The organism is Amycolatopsis sp. NPDC004368 (genome assembly GCF_053602515.1).
This window is the reverse complement of record NZ_JBSGDT010000033.1, coordinates 23,840-39,032: the sequence shown is the minus strand read 5'-3', so window position 1 is coordinate 39,032 and position 15,193 is coordinate 23,840. Positions and strand designations below refer to the sequence as shown.

The 15,193-nt window shown below is 72.1% G+C and carries 20 protein-coding genes; 10 read left to right on the top strand and 10 right to left on the bottom strand.

Annotated elements, in window-relative coordinates; translation table 11 throughout:
• Positions 1 to 97 precede the first annotated feature (97 nt).
• The 9 genes from ACWEOE_RS33275 (at position 98) to ACWEOE_RS33235 (ending at position 7,941) form a co-directional block, all read left to right on the top strand.
• Complete coding sequence (locus ACWEOE_RS33275) at positions 98 to 562, top strand: hypothetical protein (protein WP_452016224.1); 465 nt, start codon at positions 98 to 100, stop codon at positions 560 to 562.
• 37 nt (positions 563 to 599) lie between these two features.
• Complete coding sequence (locus tag ACWEOE_RS33270) at positions 600 to 1,124, top strand: hypothetical protein (protein ID WP_452016222.1); 525 nt, start codon at positions 600 to 602, stop codon at positions 1,122 to 1,124.
• Between the two features lie 140 nt (positions 1,125 to 1,264).
• Positions 1,265 to 1,444: a hypothetical protein gene (locus ACWEOE_RS33265; RefSeq protein WP_452016220.1), complete on the top strand. Its 180-nt coding sequence runs from the start codon at positions 1,265 to 1,267 to the stop codon at positions 1,442 to 1,444.
• Positions 1,445 to 1,550: 106 nt separating this feature from the next.
• The gene (locus ACWEOE_RS33260; RefSeq protein WP_452016218.1) at positions 1,551 to 2,315 is read left to right on the top strand and encodes an alpha/beta fold hydrolase; all 765 of its coding nucleotides are present in this window, start codon (positions 1,551 to 1,553) and stop codon (positions 2,313 to 2,315) included.
• Positions 2,316 to 2,385: 70 nt separating this feature from the next.
• Entirely contained in the window at positions 2,386 to 3,924 is a 1,539-nt protein-coding gene (locus tag ACWEOE_RS33255; protein ID WP_452016216.1) for an amidase, read from the top strand.
• A gap of 301 nt (positions 3,925 to 4,225) precedes the next feature.
• Complete coding sequence (locus ACWEOE_RS33250; protein ID WP_452016214.1) at positions 4,226 to 5,533, top strand: ammonium transporter; 1,308 nt, start codon at positions 4,226 to 4,228, stop codon at positions 5,531 to 5,533.
• Positions 5,530 to 5,868, top strand: a complete 339-nt coding sequence (locus tag ACWEOE_RS33245) for a P-II family nitrogen regulator (RefSeq protein WP_452016212.1) — start codon at positions 5,530 to 5,532, stop codon at positions 5,866 to 5,868. Before ACWEOE_RS33250 ends, ACWEOE_RS33245 begins: the two co-directional genes overlap by 4 nt.
• A 173-nt stretch (positions 5,869 to 6,041) precedes the next feature.
• A complete protein-coding gene (locus ACWEOE_RS33240; protein WP_452016210.1) occupies positions 6,042 to 7,124 on the top strand; it encodes an ABC transporter substrate-binding protein in 1,083 nt (360 codons plus the stop codon).
• A 37-nt stretch (positions 7,125 to 7,161) separates the two neighbouring features.
• Positions 7,162 to 7,941: an isocitrate lyase/PEP mutase family protein gene (locus tag ACWEOE_RS33235; protein ID WP_452016208.1), complete on the top strand. Its 780-nt coding sequence runs from the start codon at positions 7,162 to 7,164 to the stop codon at positions 7,939 to 7,941.
• 59 nt (positions 7,942 to 8,000) lie between these two features.
• Here the strand turns inward: ACWEOE_RS33235 and ACWEOE_RS33230 are convergent, their stop codons facing one another.
• From ACWEOE_RS33230 to ACWEOE_RS33185, 10 genes are all read right to left on the bottom strand, one after another.
• A complete protein-coding gene (locus ACWEOE_RS33230; RefSeq protein WP_452016206.1) occupies positions 8,001 to 8,939 on the bottom strand; it encodes a S1C family serine protease in 939 nt (312 codons plus the stop codon).
• A 109-nt stretch (positions 8,940 to 9,048) separates the two neighbouring features.
• Positions 9,049 to 9,612 (bottom strand): hypothetical protein, encoded by a 564-nt coding sequence (locus ACWEOE_RS33225; protein WP_452016204.1) that lies wholly within the window; start codon positions 9,610 to 9,612, stop codon positions 9,049 to 9,051.
• Between the two features lie 375 nt (positions 9,613 to 9,987).
• Entirely contained in the window at positions 9,988 to 10,755 is a 768-nt protein-coding gene (locus tag ACWEOE_RS33220) for a hypothetical protein (RefSeq protein WP_452016202.1), read from the bottom strand.
• On the bottom strand, positions 10,755 to 11,099 hold the full coding sequence (locus tag ACWEOE_RS33215) for a sigma factor-like helix-turn-helix DNA-binding protein (protein WP_452016200.1): 345 nt from the start codon (positions 11,097 to 11,099) through the stop codon (positions 10,755 to 10,757). The genes ACWEOE_RS33220 and ACWEOE_RS33215 overlap by 1 nt, the downstream gene beginning before the upstream one ends.
• A gap of 48 nt (positions 11,100 to 11,147) precedes the next feature.
• Complete coding sequence (locus tag ACWEOE_RS33210; RefSeq protein ID WP_452016198.1) at positions 11,148 to 11,306, bottom strand: hypothetical protein; 159 nt, start codon at positions 11,304 to 11,306, stop codon at positions 11,148 to 11,150.
• A gap of 90 nt (positions 11,307 to 11,396) precedes the next feature.
• The gene (locus ACWEOE_RS33205; protein WP_452016196.1) at positions 11,397 to 12,305 is read right to left on the bottom strand and encodes a VOC family protein; all 909 of its coding nucleotides are present in this window, start codon (positions 12,303 to 12,305) and stop codon (positions 11,397 to 11,399) included.
• Entirely contained in the window at positions 12,302 to 13,444 is a 1,143-nt protein-coding gene (locus ACWEOE_RS33200) for an alcohol dehydrogenase catalytic domain-containing protein (protein WP_452016194.1), read from the bottom strand. The genes ACWEOE_RS33205 and ACWEOE_RS33200 overlap by 4 nt, the downstream gene beginning before the upstream one ends.
• A 262-nt stretch (positions 13,445 to 13,706) precedes the next feature.
• A complete protein-coding gene (locus ACWEOE_RS33195) occupies positions 13,707 to 14,243 on the bottom strand; it encodes a cupin domain-containing protein (protein ID WP_452016192.1) in 537 nt (178 codons plus the stop codon).
• A 17-nt stretch (positions 14,244 to 14,260) separates the two neighbouring features.
• The gene (locus ACWEOE_RS33190; protein ID WP_452016304.1) at positions 14,261 to 14,467 is read right to left on the bottom strand and encodes a carotenoid oxygenase family protein; all 207 of its coding nucleotides are present in this window, start codon (positions 14,465 to 14,467) and stop codon (positions 14,261 to 14,263) included.
• Complete coding sequence (locus ACWEOE_RS33185; RefSeq protein ID WP_452016190.1) at positions 14,464 to 14,688, bottom strand: carboxyl transferase domain-containing protein; 225 nt, start codon at positions 14,686 to 14,688, stop codon at positions 14,464 to 14,466. The genes ACWEOE_RS33190 and ACWEOE_RS33185 overlap by 4 nt, the downstream gene beginning before the upstream one ends.
• On the opposite strand from ACWEOE_RS33185, the gene ACWEOE_RS33180 reads away from it, so the two are divergent.
• Positions 14,687 to 15,193: a thioesterase II family protein gene (locus tag ACWEOE_RS33180; RefSeq protein ID WP_452016188.1), complete on the top strand. Its 507-nt coding sequence runs from the start codon at positions 14,687 to 14,689 to the stop codon at positions 15,191 to 15,193. The genes ACWEOE_RS33185 and ACWEOE_RS33180 overlap by 2 nt on opposite strands.

The following is a 15,193-nucleotide window of genomic DNA, read 5'->3' as shown; positions in this document are numbered from 1 at the left end:
GAGGTGCCGTGATGACTGCGCAAACCATCTCCGAAGACCGCTCCGTGGCCGCACTTGCATTGCGGCGCCTGTACTTCGTCCGCTTCGGGCCGCCGTCGTGTGGGCCGCGCTGGTGTTCGCCACGGCGAAGGCGCTCGGCCCCGTCGGCGTCGTGCTGCTGGTGCTCTACCCGGTGTTCGACGTCGCCGCCGCGATCGTCGACGCCCGCTCCGCGAAGACGGACACCGCGGGCCTTTACGCGAACATCGTGATCAGCCTGGCCGCCGCCGTCGGCCTCGGTGTCGCCGCGTCCTCAGGCATCCCGGGGGTGCTGCGGGTCTGGGGTGCGTGGGCGATCGTGGCCGGGCTCGTCCAGCTCGTCGTCGGCCTGCTGCGCCGCCCACTCGGCGGCCAGTGGCCGATGATCCTCAGCGGCGCGATCTCCGCCGTGGCCGGCACGACGTTCATCCTGCAGTCCACAAAGGACGGCGCCACGCTGACGACCCTCGCCGGGTACGCGACGCTCGGCGGGCTGTTCTTCCTCGTCTCGGCTCTGCGGCTGGGTCGTTCCGCGAAGCGCTGAGGTGCTCAGTGCCGGCCGGCGCGAGCGTGTTCTCTTCGTGGTCGAGTCCGTCGGACAGGTCGAGACAACGGCCACGAACGCGGCCGCCGCGCCGGTCACCGTCGACGTCGCGGTTTCGCGCAGCCGCACGCCCCGGGCCTGGACGCCGGTGGACCCCGAGCAGGGCCGGCACGGCGAACTCGCCGCGGCGCCGCCCGATCGCGCCGACGAGGTTGTTCGTCAGCGTGATGGCCATGAACAGTCCGATGAGGACGACCACGAGGTAGTTGACCGATGCGAGGACCCGCGTGGTGCTGTCAGCGGCGACGTGGCGGTTTCGATGCCCTGCATGGCGAGCGTGCCGGCCGAGACACCGACGAGCAGCGGCGCCGACCGGGCGTCGATCAACTACCCCTTCGGCTCGAAGGACCAGCTGCTCACGCGGGTGCTGGTCGAGCTCAACGCGGAGTGGGGCGAGCTCCTGTTCTCCGCGCTCGGCGCGCCGGACGAGCCGGTGGGGCACGAGGAGCGCTGGGGCCACATCGTCGAATCGATCCCGCGCACCGCGAGCTGTGGTTCGTGAACTTCGCCAGCGTCAGCTACGTGCAGCACGGCGAAGAGATCCGGGTCATCGACGCCCGGGGGTAGGAGCCGGCGCGGACCGCGCTGGTCCGAGCGTTCGGCGGCCTGGCCGAGGACGCCGCGCCGGACGAGGTGCGGGTGGTGGGGGCGCACTGCTACTCGTTGCTGATCGGGGTCGCGGTGCAGTGGCTGACCGGCCCGGCGCACGTCCCGAGCGCGGCGGAGATCGTGCGGGCCGATCGTGGGGTGGTCGCCGGGTTGGTGGTGTCCACGGTGGACCCCTCCGGGCGGCCGGTTTCGCCGGAAAACCGCCACCGCTGATCACTGCTTCGTGTGCTTCCGGTTTTCCGGCCGGGTTTCACGACTCGTGCTCTTGCCCGTGGAAAGATCTTCCGAGTGCCGAACAGGGTCAGGGTGAGGAGCCGCCGTGCGTTACGGGAGTGCGGTTTCCCCGGACGGAACGAAAATCCACTTCTCGGTCGAGGGCCGGGGGCGGCCGCTGGTGATCGTGCCGGGGGTTCTCGCGCCGCTTCAGCTGTACGGGCCCCTGGTGCGGGCGCTGGTCGGCCGGTACGAGGTGGTGCTCGTCGAACGCCGGGGGTACGGGCGGACCGCGACGGGGCCGGAGGCGGTGACGGTCGAGCTGCAGGCCGCGGATCTCGCTGCGGTGCTGGGAGAATTCGCGCAGCCGGCGCGGGTGTTCGGGCATTCCTTCGGCGGCCTGGTGAGCCTGGCCGCCACGCGCGCCGCCGAGGAACGTGTCGCGCAACTGGTGCTGTACGAGCCGCCGATGGCGCTGCTCGGCGATCCGCTGCGTCCGATGCTCACGGGATGCCGGGAAGCTGTCGCGGACGGCCGGCCCGAAGACGCGGTGCGCCTCGCGCTGGCGTTGAGCGGGACGCCCGCGCACCGGGTCGAAGGTATGGGCGGTGCGACGATCGCGAAGCTGGCGCAGCTCGTCCCCGGTCTCGTCGCCGATCTGGAGTCGGCGACCGCGGTACGGGTGCCGGCCGGGTACTGGGCCGGGGTGGGTGTGCCGATGACGCTGCTGCGGGGTGGGAGCACGTCACCGGAGTACGCGCGCAGTGTGGCCGCGTTGCGCGCCGTTTATCCCGGCGCGCGCCACGAGGTCCTCGCCGGCGAGGTGCACATCCCCCGCGCGATCGAGCGGATCGCGGAGTTCTTCGCCTGAGCGGCTCGCGTTGACGGGCAGGCGGTTCGTCCCTAGGTTCGACGCCATCGCCGACCTCGAAGGAGCGGTCATGGCTCTCCCTGTGCCCGACGCGGCAAGGCTCGCCCGGCTGTCGCAGCGCTACGGATTCGACTTGACCGACGCCGAGGTCGCGGAGTTCGTCCCGGCGGTCGAGGGGACCCTGGCGGCGTCGGAGGAGGTCGAGCGGCTCTACGCGAGGTCCGCGCCCGAAGTGCCGGTACGGGAGTCGTCGCTGCCCGGGAACGATCCGCTCAACGCCTGGTCGGTGCGGACCTCGATCAACGAGGCGGCGGAGGGGCCGCTGGCGGGGCGGACGGTCGCCGTCAAGGACAACATCGCGGTGGCCGGGGTGCCGATGGTCAACGGGTCGGCGTCGATGGAGGGCTTCGTGCCGCGGCGGGACGCCACGGTGGTGCGCCGGTTGCTCGCCGCGGGCGCCACGATCGCCGGCAAGTCCACGTGTGAGGACCTGTGTTTCTCCGGGGGCAGCTTCACGTCGTGGCCCGGGCCGGTGCGCAACCCGTGGGATCTCTCGCGCAACGCGGGCGGCTCGTCGAGCGGGAGCGCGGCGCTGGTGGCGAACGGTGACGTCGACCTGGCGGTGGGCGGGGACCAGGGCGGTTCGGTGCGGATCCCGGCGTCGTTCACGGGGATCGTGGGGCACAAGCCGACGTACGGGCTGGTGCCGTACACCGGCGCGTTCCCGATCGAGCAGACCATCGACCACCTGGGACCGATGACCCGCACGGTGGCCGACGCCGCGCTGATGCTGGGCGTGCTGGCCGGCGTCGACGGCTACGACTCCCGGCAGCCGACGGTCCTCGAGCCGGTCGACTACGTCGCCGCGCTGCGCGAGGGCGCGGCCGGGCTGCGCGTGGGCGTGGTGCGGGAAGGGTTCGGCACGCCGGTGTCGCTGACCGGCGTCGACGCCGCGGTGCGCGACGCGGTGGACGTGCTGCGGTCGGCGGGCCTGACCGCGGCCGAGGTCTCGGTCCCGTGGCACCTCGACGCCATGGCGGTCTGGAACGTGATCGCGACCGAAGGCGCCGCCTACCAGATGATCGACGGCCACGGCTACGGCATGGGCACCTGGGGCCAGTACGACCCCGAGCTGATCGAGCACTACGCGCGGGGTCGCCTCGCGCGCGGCCGCGAGCTGTCCAAGACGGTCCAGCTCGTCGGCCTCTCGGGCCGCTACACCTTCGACCTCGCCGGCGGCAAGTACTACGCCATGGCGCGCAACCTCTCCTACGAACTGCGCGCCGCCTACGACCTGGTGCTGGGCTCCTACGACGTTCTCGTGATGCCCACGCTGCCCTATGTCGCGCGGGAGCTGCCGCCGGCGGACGTGTCACTCGCGGACTACCTGGACACGGCGCTGTCGATGATCGGCAACACCGCGCCGTTCGACGTGACCGGGCACCCGGCGTGCAGCGTGCCGGCGGGACTGGTGGACGGGCTGCCGGCGGGGATGATGATCGTGGGGAAGCGGTTCGACGACGCCACGGTTTTGCGGGTGGCGCAGGCGTTCGAGCAGGCGGTGGGCGGGTTTCCCGCGCCGGCCGGTACTGCTGCGGCGGCGTCGTAGAGCTACTGCGGTCGAGCCGGTTTCGTTTCGAGGTGCCGCTCGCAAGGAGTGGTCGACAGCGCGCCGCAACGCTCCACCCCGGATCAGCGTCACCGTCGTCTCCCGGCCGTGTCCAGCCCGGCATGTCGATCACTCTGCCCGTTGTCCGGAAGTGTCCTTTCCGGACAACTCGACAGCCCGTTGTTCCCGATTAGCCCGATTCGCCCGATCGTGAGTAGGTGGTCGACTCCTCGCGGAAACACGCCGGTAACACCGCGTGGTTAGTTTCCTGCCGCTGGGTGGCGAGAGGAGAAGACCGAGCGTGGTGGATACCGGAAGCACGGCGTGGCTGCTCGTGAGCGCGGCGCTGGTGATGCTGATGACGCCGGGTCTCGCGCTGTTCTACGGCGGGATGGTGCGCGCGCGCAGCGTGCTGAACGTGATGGCGATGACGTTCGTCTGCCTCGCGACCGTCGGTCTGGTCTGGGTGGTGTACGGGTACTCGCTGGCCTTCGGTGGGGACTGGTTCGGTGGGCTGCTCGGTGATCTGCGGCTGGCTGGGCTGCGCGGGATCGCCGAGCAGACGATCGGGGTGGCCGGGAACAAGGTGCCGCTGTACGCGTTCGTGGCGTTCCAGATGATGTTCGCGGTGATCACCGTCGCGCTGCTGGCCGGGGCGATCGCCGAGCGGGCGAGGTTCTGGACGTGGACGGTGTTCTCCGTCGTGTGGGTCACGCTGGTGTACTTGCCCGTGGCGCACTGGGTGTTCGCGCCCGGCGGGTGGCTGCTGGGCAAGGTGCACCTGCTCGATTTCGCGGGTGGCACGGCCGTCGAGGTGAATTCCGGGGCTGCCGCGCTGGCGCTGGCGGTCGTGCTGGGGCGGCGGCACGGGTGGCCGAAGCAGGCGGCGCGGCCGCACAACCTGCCGTTCGTGATGTTCGGCGCCGGGTTGTTGTGGTTCGGCTGGTTCGGGTTCAACGCGGGCTCCGCGCTGGCGGCGAAGAACCTGGCCGCCACGTCGTTCCTGAACACCACGGTCGCGGGCGCGGTCGCGGTGCTGGGGTGGCTGCTGGTCGAGCAGTTCCGCGACGGGAAGCCCACCACGCTCGGCGCCGCGTCCGGGGCGGTGGCCGGGCTGGTGGGGATCACGCCCGGGTGTGCCTACGTCGAACCGATCGGCGCGATCGCGATCGGCCTGGTGGCGGGTGTGGTGTGTTCGTTCGCGGTGGGCCTGAAGTACCGGTTCGGGTTCGACGACTCACTGGACGTCGTCGCGGTCCACGGCATCGGCGGCTTCGCCGGGACGCTGCTGATCGGTGTGTTCGCGACCGTCGGCGTGAACCCGCAGGGGGTGAACGGCCTGCTCTACGGCGGCGGGTTCGACCAGCTGTGGCGCCAGGCGCTCGGCACCTTCGCGGTACTAGGCTACTCGCTGGTCGTGACCTTCCTGATCGGCTGGGTCATGCACCGGTTCATGGGATTCCGGCTCGACCGCGAGGCTGAGATCGACGGTGTCGACGAGGCCGAGCACGCCGAGGGCGCGTACGAGCTGGCCGTCCAATCCGGACGCCGGGGAAGCGCGCTCGCCGGCAGTCCGGGATCGCACCGGCCGCGCGAGGAGACTCGATGAAGCTGCTGACCGCCGTCGTCAAACCGTTCGTGCTCGACGACGTGCGAGTGGCCCTGCAGGATCTCGGCATCGCCGGCATGACGGTCACCGAGGTCCGCGGCTACGGCCGGCAGAAGGGCCACACCGAGATCTACCGCGGCGCCGAGTACGAGATCGACTTCATCACCAAGCTCCGCCTGGAGATCCTTCTCGACGACGACCAGGTCGACGCCGCGCTGCGGACGGTCCGCGACACGGCGCACACGGGGACGATCGGCGACGGGAAGATCTGGGTGACCCCGGTGGAGACCGTGGTGCGGGTGCGGACGGGGGAGCGCGGCCCGGACGCGTTGTGACGGCTGGCCCCCGCGTCTCGGAACAGCCCGCGTCTCGCACCAGCAAGCGGCAAGGTGGTCGCGGTGAGCCGTGAAGGCTGTTATGGTAATACCATTGCGCCAAACGGTGTCACGACGAGGTGAGCCGCCGCCCTGCCGGACGACGGGGCCGCCCTCGCCCGAAGGGAACGGCGATGCACCCCTTGCATTCGATCCGACGGCCGCTCGTCTTCCTGTCCGCCGCGTTGCTCGCGCTCGCTGCCGGGTGTGGCGCCGGCGCGGCCGACGACTCCGCGGCTCAGGCGGCGGCGGACAACCTCACCCCGGACCAGCTCGCGGCCGCCGCGGCCAAGGAGGGGTCCGTGGTCTGGTACACCACGTTCGCCGACACCGACGTGCAGCCGATCATCGCGGAGTTCACCAAGACCTACCCCGGCGTGAAGGTGAATGCCTTGCGCCCCAGCGCTTCCGAGCTGCCGCAGCGCATCATCACCGAGCAGCGCGGCGGGAAGTTCAACGCCGACGTGGTTTCCGGTGAAGGACCGCAGATCGCGCAGCTGGTGCAGGCCGGGGCGCTGCAGCCGTACCAGCCGAAGGACGCGCCGCCGCTGCCGTCCGGGCTCACGCTGCCGAAGGGCTACCAGGGTGTGGTGTACGTGCTCACCACCGTGCTGGCGTGGAACCCGACCTTGGTGCGCCAGCGCGGCCTGACGCCGCCGAAGTCGTGGGAGGACCTGACCCGGCCGGAGTGGAAGGGTCAGTTCTCCATCGATCCGTACGCGGTGAACTGGTACGACAGCCTGATCATCGCGATGGGGCGCGACAAGGCGCTGGCGCTGCTCAAGGCGCTGGGGGAGAACTCGCCGCGGTTCGTGCAGAGCCACACCGTCTCGCTGACCGACGTCCAGGCCGGCGAACCCCTCGTCGCGGCCACGGCGTACGGCTACAAAGCCTCGGCGCTCAAGCGGAAGACGCCCGCACAGCTGGACTTCGGCAACGCCACGCCGCTGCCGGCTTCGCTGAGCCTGATCGACGTCGTGAAGAACTCGCCGCACCCCAACGCCGCGCGCCTGTTCGACGACTGGCTCGTGTCCAAGGCGGGCCAGGAAGCGGTCGTCAGGATCACCAACCACACGTCGATCCGCAAGGACGTGACCAACGACGCGGCCGTGTGGGACCCCGCGAAGTGGGCTCCGGCGTGGAGCCACCCGGTGCTCGCGCAGGCGGACTACAACTCGTACCTGGCGGAGATGAAGTCGGCGCTGCACGCGCCCTGACCCGTCGGGGTGCGCCGGGGCCGCTAGGTTGTGCGGCATGACTTCCACCGCCGACAAGGCCAGGCTGCTGCAGGAGCTGCACGCGGCGCCCGAACTGCTGCTCGTCGTCAACGTCTGGGACGCGATCACCGCGAGGGTGGTGGCCGAGACGCCCGGCACGAAGGCGCTGGCCACGCCCAGCCACGGGATCGCGGCCTCCCGCGGGTATCCCGACGGCGAGAACATCCCGCGCGAAGAGATGATCGCCGAGGTCGCCCTGATCGTGCGGGCGGCCGGGGACCTGCCGGTGACGGCGGACCTCGAAGGTGGCTACGGCGACCCGGCCGGCACGGTGGCGCGCGCGATCGAGGTCGGCGCCGTGGGCTGCAACCTCGAGGACCAGATGAAGCCACTGGCCGACTCGGTCAAGGCGGTCGAGGCGGCGGTGGCGGCGGCGCAGAAGGCGGGTGTCGACTTCGTGCTCAACGCGCGCACCGACGCGTTCGTCAAGGCCGGCGACCGCGACCCGGCCGAGGTGCTCGAGGACGCGATCGTGCGGGGTCGCGCGTACCTCGAGGCGGGGGCGTCGAACTTCTTCGTGCCCGGCCTGCTCGACGAGGAGCAGGTGGCCCGGCTCGTGGGCGAGCTGGGGGAGCGCAAGGTGAACCTGATCGGCATCCCCGGCTCGATCCCGCTGGCGCGGGCGCAGGAGCTGGGCGTGTCGCGGGTTTCCTACGGGCCGTGGAGCCAGAACGTGGCCCTCACCGCCCTGGCGAAGCTCGCCGAGGACGTCTACGCGGGCGGCGGCCTGCCCGCGGACACGCGCAAGCTGAACTGATCGCGGTCCCCGGCCTCGGCGAGCAGCCGGGGCCGGGACCGGTTGCACCAGGCGGGTCGTCAATCCGACAGCTCCGCCGGAACCGCGATCACGTCGACGAGCGCGCCGTTGCGCAGGGCCGTGATCTCGAGCTGCCGGCCGATCGCCTCGGAGAACAGGCGTCGCTGCAGCGATTGCGCGGTACGCAGCGGCGCGCCGTCGAGGGCGAGGACGAGGTCGGCGGGCTTGAGGCCGCTGTGGGCGGCCGGGCTGTCGGGCACGACCTCGACGATGCGCAACGCCGTGCGCTGGCCGAAGCGCTCGGCCTGGCCGGGGGTGAGCGGCGCCGGGGTGGTCACGAGGCCGAGGTAGGCGCGGCGGACGCGGCCGTCGTGGAGCAGGGCGTGCAGGATGCGGTGGGTGGTGGTGTTGATGGGCACCGCCAGCCCGAGCCCGAAGCCCGCGACGGCGGTGCTGATGCCGACGATGCGGCCGCGGCTGTCGGCGAGCGCGCCGCCCGAGTTGCCGGGGTTGAGGGCCGCGTCGGTCTGGATGACGTTCTCGATGAGGCGCGCGGCGGTGCGCGTGCGGGCCGGGATGCTGCGGCCCAGGGCGCTGACCACGCCGGCGGTGACGGTGCCCGCCAGCCCGAGCGGGTTGCCGACGGCCACGACCAGGGAGCCCACGAGCAGGGTGTCCGCGTCGCCGTATTCGGGCGGCGTGGGGATTTCCCGGTCGGCGCGGATCACGGCGATGTCGGAGAGCGGGTCGCTGCCCACGACGTCGAAACGCGCGACGGTGCCGTCGGCGAACTCCGCCGTGCCGTGGTCCCCGCCGGCGATGACGTGGGAGTTGGTGACCAGGTGCGACTCGCCGGTCAGCACCACGGCCGATCCGGCGGACTCGCCGCGCGACGAGCGGACGCTCAAGGCCGCGACGCGCGGCGTGAGCTGAGCGGCGACGGAGGTGACGATGGCCGAGTAGGCGTCGAGGGGGTCCTCCGGGTTGTCGGTGTCCATGTCAGGCCAACGCGGTTCGGCCCTGGTCCGATTCCGGGGTTCACCGACGGCGAAACTGCGCCGGCCGGTGACCGTGGCGGGCTGCCGCGGTCACCGGCCCGCGGCCGGCTCAGACCGCCTTGGCCAGGCGGCTCGCCGCGGCGGCGTCCACCCAGAACAGGGTGACCGAGGTGTCCGTGCGCAGGCCGGCGCCATTGGTGCTCCAGGCGCGGACGACGAGCACGTACTGCGCCTGGTCCGCCGGCGGGGTGACGTCGAACGCGCCCGTGCCGTCGGGGCCGGGGGCCAAGGTCACGTCCGGGCCGGTGCCGTACGACGTTTCCACGGTGCTGCCGTAGGCGGCGAGACCGGGCTGCACCCGGGTGAGCGTGCAGTGGACCGGCTGGCCGGGGCGAATGGCCCCGCTGGCGTCACAGGTCAGCGGCGGCGCGGCGGAGCGAGGGGTGAACGAGTGGTGGTCGCGGTCAGGGACTGGAAATCGGTGGTGAGCGGGGTGAGGACGACGCTCGCCGTGCCGTCCGGGCCCCACTGGCACCGTGACCGGGTCGCCGCCGCGGTAGCGGTAGGTGTGGAACGCCTGGGCCGGAGCGCAGGTCATCGAGGGTCCGTTGTCGGTCACGAAGAACGAATACGAAGTGGACGGCTGGTTCTTCTGCAGGCTGACGTTCGGCATCGAACCGCGGGTCGCGCTACTGGTCGTCGGGTAGGCGCAGGACCAGCGTCAACGAGGTGGGCCCGGGTCGATCGCCTGGTGCAGCGTCGCCGCGGCGTCCCACCCGACGTTTCGCCGGTGCCGTGACCCAGAGATCGGTGGCGCGCGCCGCCGAACAGCCGGCGACCGCGGTCTCCTTTCCGAGCAGGCGCAGACGTGGGACGCCCAGCCCCGGGAGCTGAGCAAGCTGCCCGGTCCCGGCTGCCTCGACGCCTGCCCGGCCGACGAGAAGCACGTGGCGAAGTCCTACTTCACCTTCGACCTCTCCGGCCTGCGCGGCGCGCGCGTGCTTTCCGCGCAGCCGGGGGTGTCCACAGTGGACGCCCCCGGAGCACCTCACGACAGGAGGTCGGTCGCGGCGAACGTGGCCGAGGTGCCGTCGGTGGTGTGCACGACGATCTTGATCGGGCGCAGGTCGAGTGCGTCGGCACCCGGCCACCACCCGGTCAGCCAGCCGTCCCGCACGCTGGCGTGCACGACCTGGCCCGAGGCCCGCACCACGTCGACCCCCGCGACGTCGGTCCCGACGCGTCCGGCGATGTTCGAGAACGCGTCACCGCCCGAGCCGTGCGAGTCGAGCAGGTCGACGGTCACGGTCCGGCCCGAGGGGTGTGCGGCCGGCCAGCCGGCCACCTGCGTCCAGCCCACGACGGACTCGGAGTCGAAGCTCACGCACTCGGCCACGGCCGGTCCTTTGTGGAGCAGCAGCTGCGTGGCCGGACCCCGGCGCTCGGCGACGAGCACGTCAGCCGCGGTCACGGTGCCGCCACCGCCGAACTGGGCGCAGTCCTCGGCGAGCGGCAGTGGCTGGGTGGAGGTGAGCTCGACGGGGTCGGTCGTCCACGCGGCGAACGCGCGGTCGGCGGCGCTCGGCAGCACGCTCGGCACGACCACGGCACCGACGGCGGCCACCGCCGCCACGGTCGTGATCGCGGCCAGCCGGGGCCGGCGCACGCGTGAGCGGCGCCGGACGCAGGCGGTGCGGTCGTCGGACATGATGCGCTCGACCGAGGCGCGGGCGCGCGTCCACTCGGTCTCGCTCGGCTCTCGGCCCAGCGCCGGGTCGAGCAGGCCGAGGCCGGCGAGGGGATCGGTGTTCACCATCAGCGGGTCTCCTTCTCGAGACTGTGCGGCTGCGCTTCGGGCAGCGGATCGAGGGCGTCACGCAGGCGCCGGCGGGCTCGGCTGAGCCGGGTCGTGTAGGTGCTGGGCCGGCAGCCCAGCACCAGCGCGGCCTGCGTGGAGTCGAGGCCGTCGAACGCGGTCAGCGCCAGGACCTCACGGTCGGCGGCGGACAGCCGCTGCCACACGCGGGCCAGGTCCACGCGCACGGCCACGGCGACCGCGCCGTCGGCCTCGGTCCCCCGGGGGAGGGCGGACACGCGCACGTCGAGCGCCTGCCGGCGCCACCTGGCTCTCGTCTGGTTCGCCATCGTGTTGCGTGCCACGGTGAACAGCCACGGCCGCGCGTCGGCGGGTACCTCGTCGAGGCGCCGTCACGCGGTCAGATAGGCGGCCGACACCACGTCCTCGGCCTCGGCCGGGTCGACCCGGCGCTCCACGAACCGCAGCAGATCCGCGTACGTCCGTTCGTGCAGAGCGCGGAACCGCTGTTCCCGCTCGGCCGGTCCGGCCCTGTCCGGCGGCACACCCATGTGATCGCATCCTCCCGTCCGTCGCCTCACCCCGTACATGTCCGGATCGGCCGCCCGTGTCTCACCGGGCTTCGGGGAAGTTCCGCCGGCTCAGTGATCGAGCACGTCGGGCGCCACCGGACCCCACGCGTTGGCGGTGGCGATGTCGACCTCCCAGGTCTTCGGGACCTGGGGCCGGTCCTCGTGCCACGGGCGGGGTTCGAAGTAGCCGGCCGATTCGTCGATCATCTGGTCGAGCTGGGTGAACAGCTCGACGGTGTTGCCGTCCGGGTCGCGGTGGTAGGTGAACACGTTGTGGCCGGGGCCGTGGCGGCCCGGGCCCCAGTGGAGCCGGACGTCGTGGCGTGCCAGGTGGTCGAGCGTGGTCTGCAGGTGGTTGAGGTCGCGCATCTCGTAGGCGACGTGGTGCATGCCGGAGAACTTCGCGCTCTGGAGGAAGTTGGCCGCGTGGTGGTCGGCGTTGCAGCGCAGGAAGACGAAGAAGTCGCCGATGGTGTCCGACCAGCGGAAGCCGAGCAGGTCCTCGTAGAAGCCCTGGATCCGGTTCAGGCTGGGGGTGAAGGCGGCGAGGTGCCCGAGTTTCGTCGGGCGGTGCGCGGGGCCGGGTTCCGTGCCGGCGGCGCTCGGCGTTTGCGCGGCGTAGAGGTGCAGCGGGACGTCCGTGCCCGGTTCGGCCAGCACGAGCACGTCCGAGGTGCCCGGTGCGATGTCGCTGCGCCGCGAGACCTCGTACCCGGAGTCGGTGAGGTGCCGCTGCGCGGCGGACGGGTCGAACGCGATCTCGTAGCCCACTGCCGTCCGCGCGGCCGTCTCGCCTTCGCGGATGATCACGCTGTGGTGGTCGAAACCGGTGGTGAGGTAGGCGACGTCGGGTGCCTGCTCCTCCACGCGGAACCCGAGGCAGGTCCGGTAGTACTCGACCAGCCGGTCGACGTCGGGGGTCGTGAACTCCACGTAGCCGAGCTTGGAGACGCGGGCCGCCGCGTGGTCCGGGTTCATGACTGCTCCTTCTCGCCGGGCCGGTCCGCCCAGTCGTCGTCGGTCGTCGTGAGCACCACGCGGCCGGTGTTGGCGGATGCTTCCAGGTAGCGGTGGGCCTCGGCGGCGCGGGTGACGGGGTAGGCCCGGTCGACGTCGGTCCGGAACCCGGCTTCGACGGCTGCCCAGAGCCGGCGGGTGCTGCGTGCGTTGCCGGTGCGGACGCCGATGATCCGCTGGGACCGGGAGTACAGCCGCAGCAGGTCGAGCTCCACCTTCCCGCCGAGGAACGCGCCCGAGGAGACGACGCGGCCGCGCATCGCGAGGACGTCCAGGGTGGACCGCCAGATCGCGGGATCTCCGAGGTTGTCGACCACGAGGTCCGCGCCGGCGCCCGCGGTCAGCTTGCGCACCTGCTCGGCGAACCCGGGGCCGGTGGGGTCGACCACCGCGGCGATCGAGCCCAGCGCTCGCAGGCGGTCGCGCTTGGCCGCCGAGCGCGACGCGGCGATCACGCGGGCGCCGTGGTGCCCGGCCAGTGTCGCCGTGAGCGAGCCCAGCGCGGAGGAAGCGCCGTGCACCAGCACCCATTCGCCGGTTTTCAGGCCGGCCTGCTCGAACTGGTTCTCGGCGACCGCGCCCGACCACACGAGGGCCGCGGCCTCCTCGGGCCCCACGCCCGCCGGGACCGGGAACACCGTCGCCTCGGGCACCACGGTGTACTCGGCGTAGGCGCCCTGCAGGTGCACGCCGAGGATCCGTGCGGACTCGCACGCTTCCTCGGCGCCGGCCACGCACGCCGCGCAGGAACCGCACGTCTGCAGCGGGATGACCGCGACGTGGTCACCCGGGCGGACCGACCGCACTCCCGGCCCGACCGCGGCGACCGTGCCCGCGTGCTCGGCGCCGAGCACGTGCGGGAGCTCGATCCGGGCGTACGGGTGGGTTCCGGCGCGGGCGCTGAGATCGAGCAGCCGGCCGACGCTCACCGCGGCCACGCGGATCGCCACTTCGCCGGGCCCCGGCCGCGGCGTGTCCACCTCCCGCTGGTGCAGGACGTCCGGGCCGCCGAACCGGTCGAACACCATCGCGCGCATCCGGCGCGGCAGCTCGGCGCGGCCCGCGATCGGCCAGGAAACCCGGGTGCACGACGGGGTCACCGCTCATCTCCTCGCTCCACCCGCCCAACCTAGGGGCCGCGGGCGAGTCCTGAATCGGCCATGATCCGAACCCGGCGAAATTCGAGCCACGCGCGCAACCGGCGTGTCCGCCGGGTCCGGGCGAGAAGGACTTTTCGGCAGGGCCGGAGGAACATCGGCCGGCACAGTGGTGTGGACCGACAGTGGTGTGGACCGACAGTGGTGTGGACCGCGAGTGGTGTGGACCGTGGGTGGCGTGGAACCGGCAGTGGTGTGGACCGCGCTACCGGCCCGGGTTCGCGGGCCGCAGTGCTATCCCCAGCAGTACGCCGAAGAGCGAACGCACGAGGGAGTCGTCGCCGAAGCGGGTTTCGCCGCGCAGCACGTGGGACAGCCCGGCGAGCGAAATCCCGAGCGCGACGTGCACCACCGGCGGCAGTGTGCGGACCACCGCCAATCCCGCGGCCGGGTCGAAGCGGTAGTGGCCGGAGTAGAGATCGAGTTCCGGCTCCGCGCCCACGCTGCGCCGCGTCGGGAACGCCGGCCCCGCGGTATCGGCGACGTCCCACCGCGGCGCGGTCGTGACAACACTCACCCGGTGGGCGTCGCCGCGGGGAAGCAACAGCAGATCACCGGCCTTGAGCTCGGTCGTCGAGGCGGCGGTGGTCACCGTGCACGAGCCCTCGAGGACGAGGTGGAACGGAACCAGCCCGGCCGCGACCGCCTCGCGGTCCAGCTCGAACCGCCCGGCGATCAGGCACCGCAGGTCGAGGGTGCTCTCGACCTGCACCGCCCGCAGGAAGCTGTTCACCGGGTCCACGAGCCGGGTCCGCTCGCTCAGGACTCGGGTCCGTCCGCGATCGAGGCGCCGTGGAACCCCGCGGGAACGCGGCGCGGCAGGTGCCCGGCGGCGACCGGTCCGGCCGCGAGGTCGGAGGCGTCGAGGACCAGCAGGCTCGCGGCGCCGGCGACCTCGCCGGTGACGATCGAGAGGAGCCAGGCGCTGTCGGTGCCGGCATCGTCGGTGGCGACTGGGGAAGTCAGGAATGCCGCGGCGGCACCCTGGTGATGGTGTCCTCAGTGGACAGATAGGTGAGCAGCTCCCGGACGTAGGCGATGGCGTCCTCCTCGGTGGCCGCGATGTGGTGCGCGGAACCCGAACGGGTGTGGTGTACCAGCGCGCCCCCGAGATCCTCGGCCGACACCTGCTCGCCGAGGGCCTCGCGCAGGACCGCCGGCCCGGTGAGGAACATCTGCGCCGCCATGGCGGGGCTCCTCGACCGGCCGCTGACGTTTCTGGGACCCAGCATGGGTGCCGTCGTCGCGTTCGAGGTGGCGCGCCGGCTGGCCGGCGACCCGCGGTTCCGCCTGGCGCATCTGTTCGTGTCCGGCCGGCCGTCGCCCGCGATGAGCCGGACCGGCCGGGTGCACCGGCTCGACGACGACGGCCTCGTCGCCGAGATCGAGTCCCTCGGCGGCACGGACACCCGGCTGCTGCGTGAACCCGAGGTCCGCGCCATGATCCTGCCGGCCGTGCGCGCCGACTACCGTGCGGTCGAGACGTACCGGTTCGGCGGGGGCAAGCCACTGGAGGTGCCGATCACCGCGTTGATCGGCTCGGACGACTCCCACACCACTCTCGCCGAGGCGAAGGACTGGGCAACGCACACGACGGCGCCCTGCGAGCTGGTCGAGTTTCCCGGCGGGCACTTCTTCATCGCGGACCACGCGCCGAAGATCATCGAGTTGGTCGCGGCCGGCACCACCTGA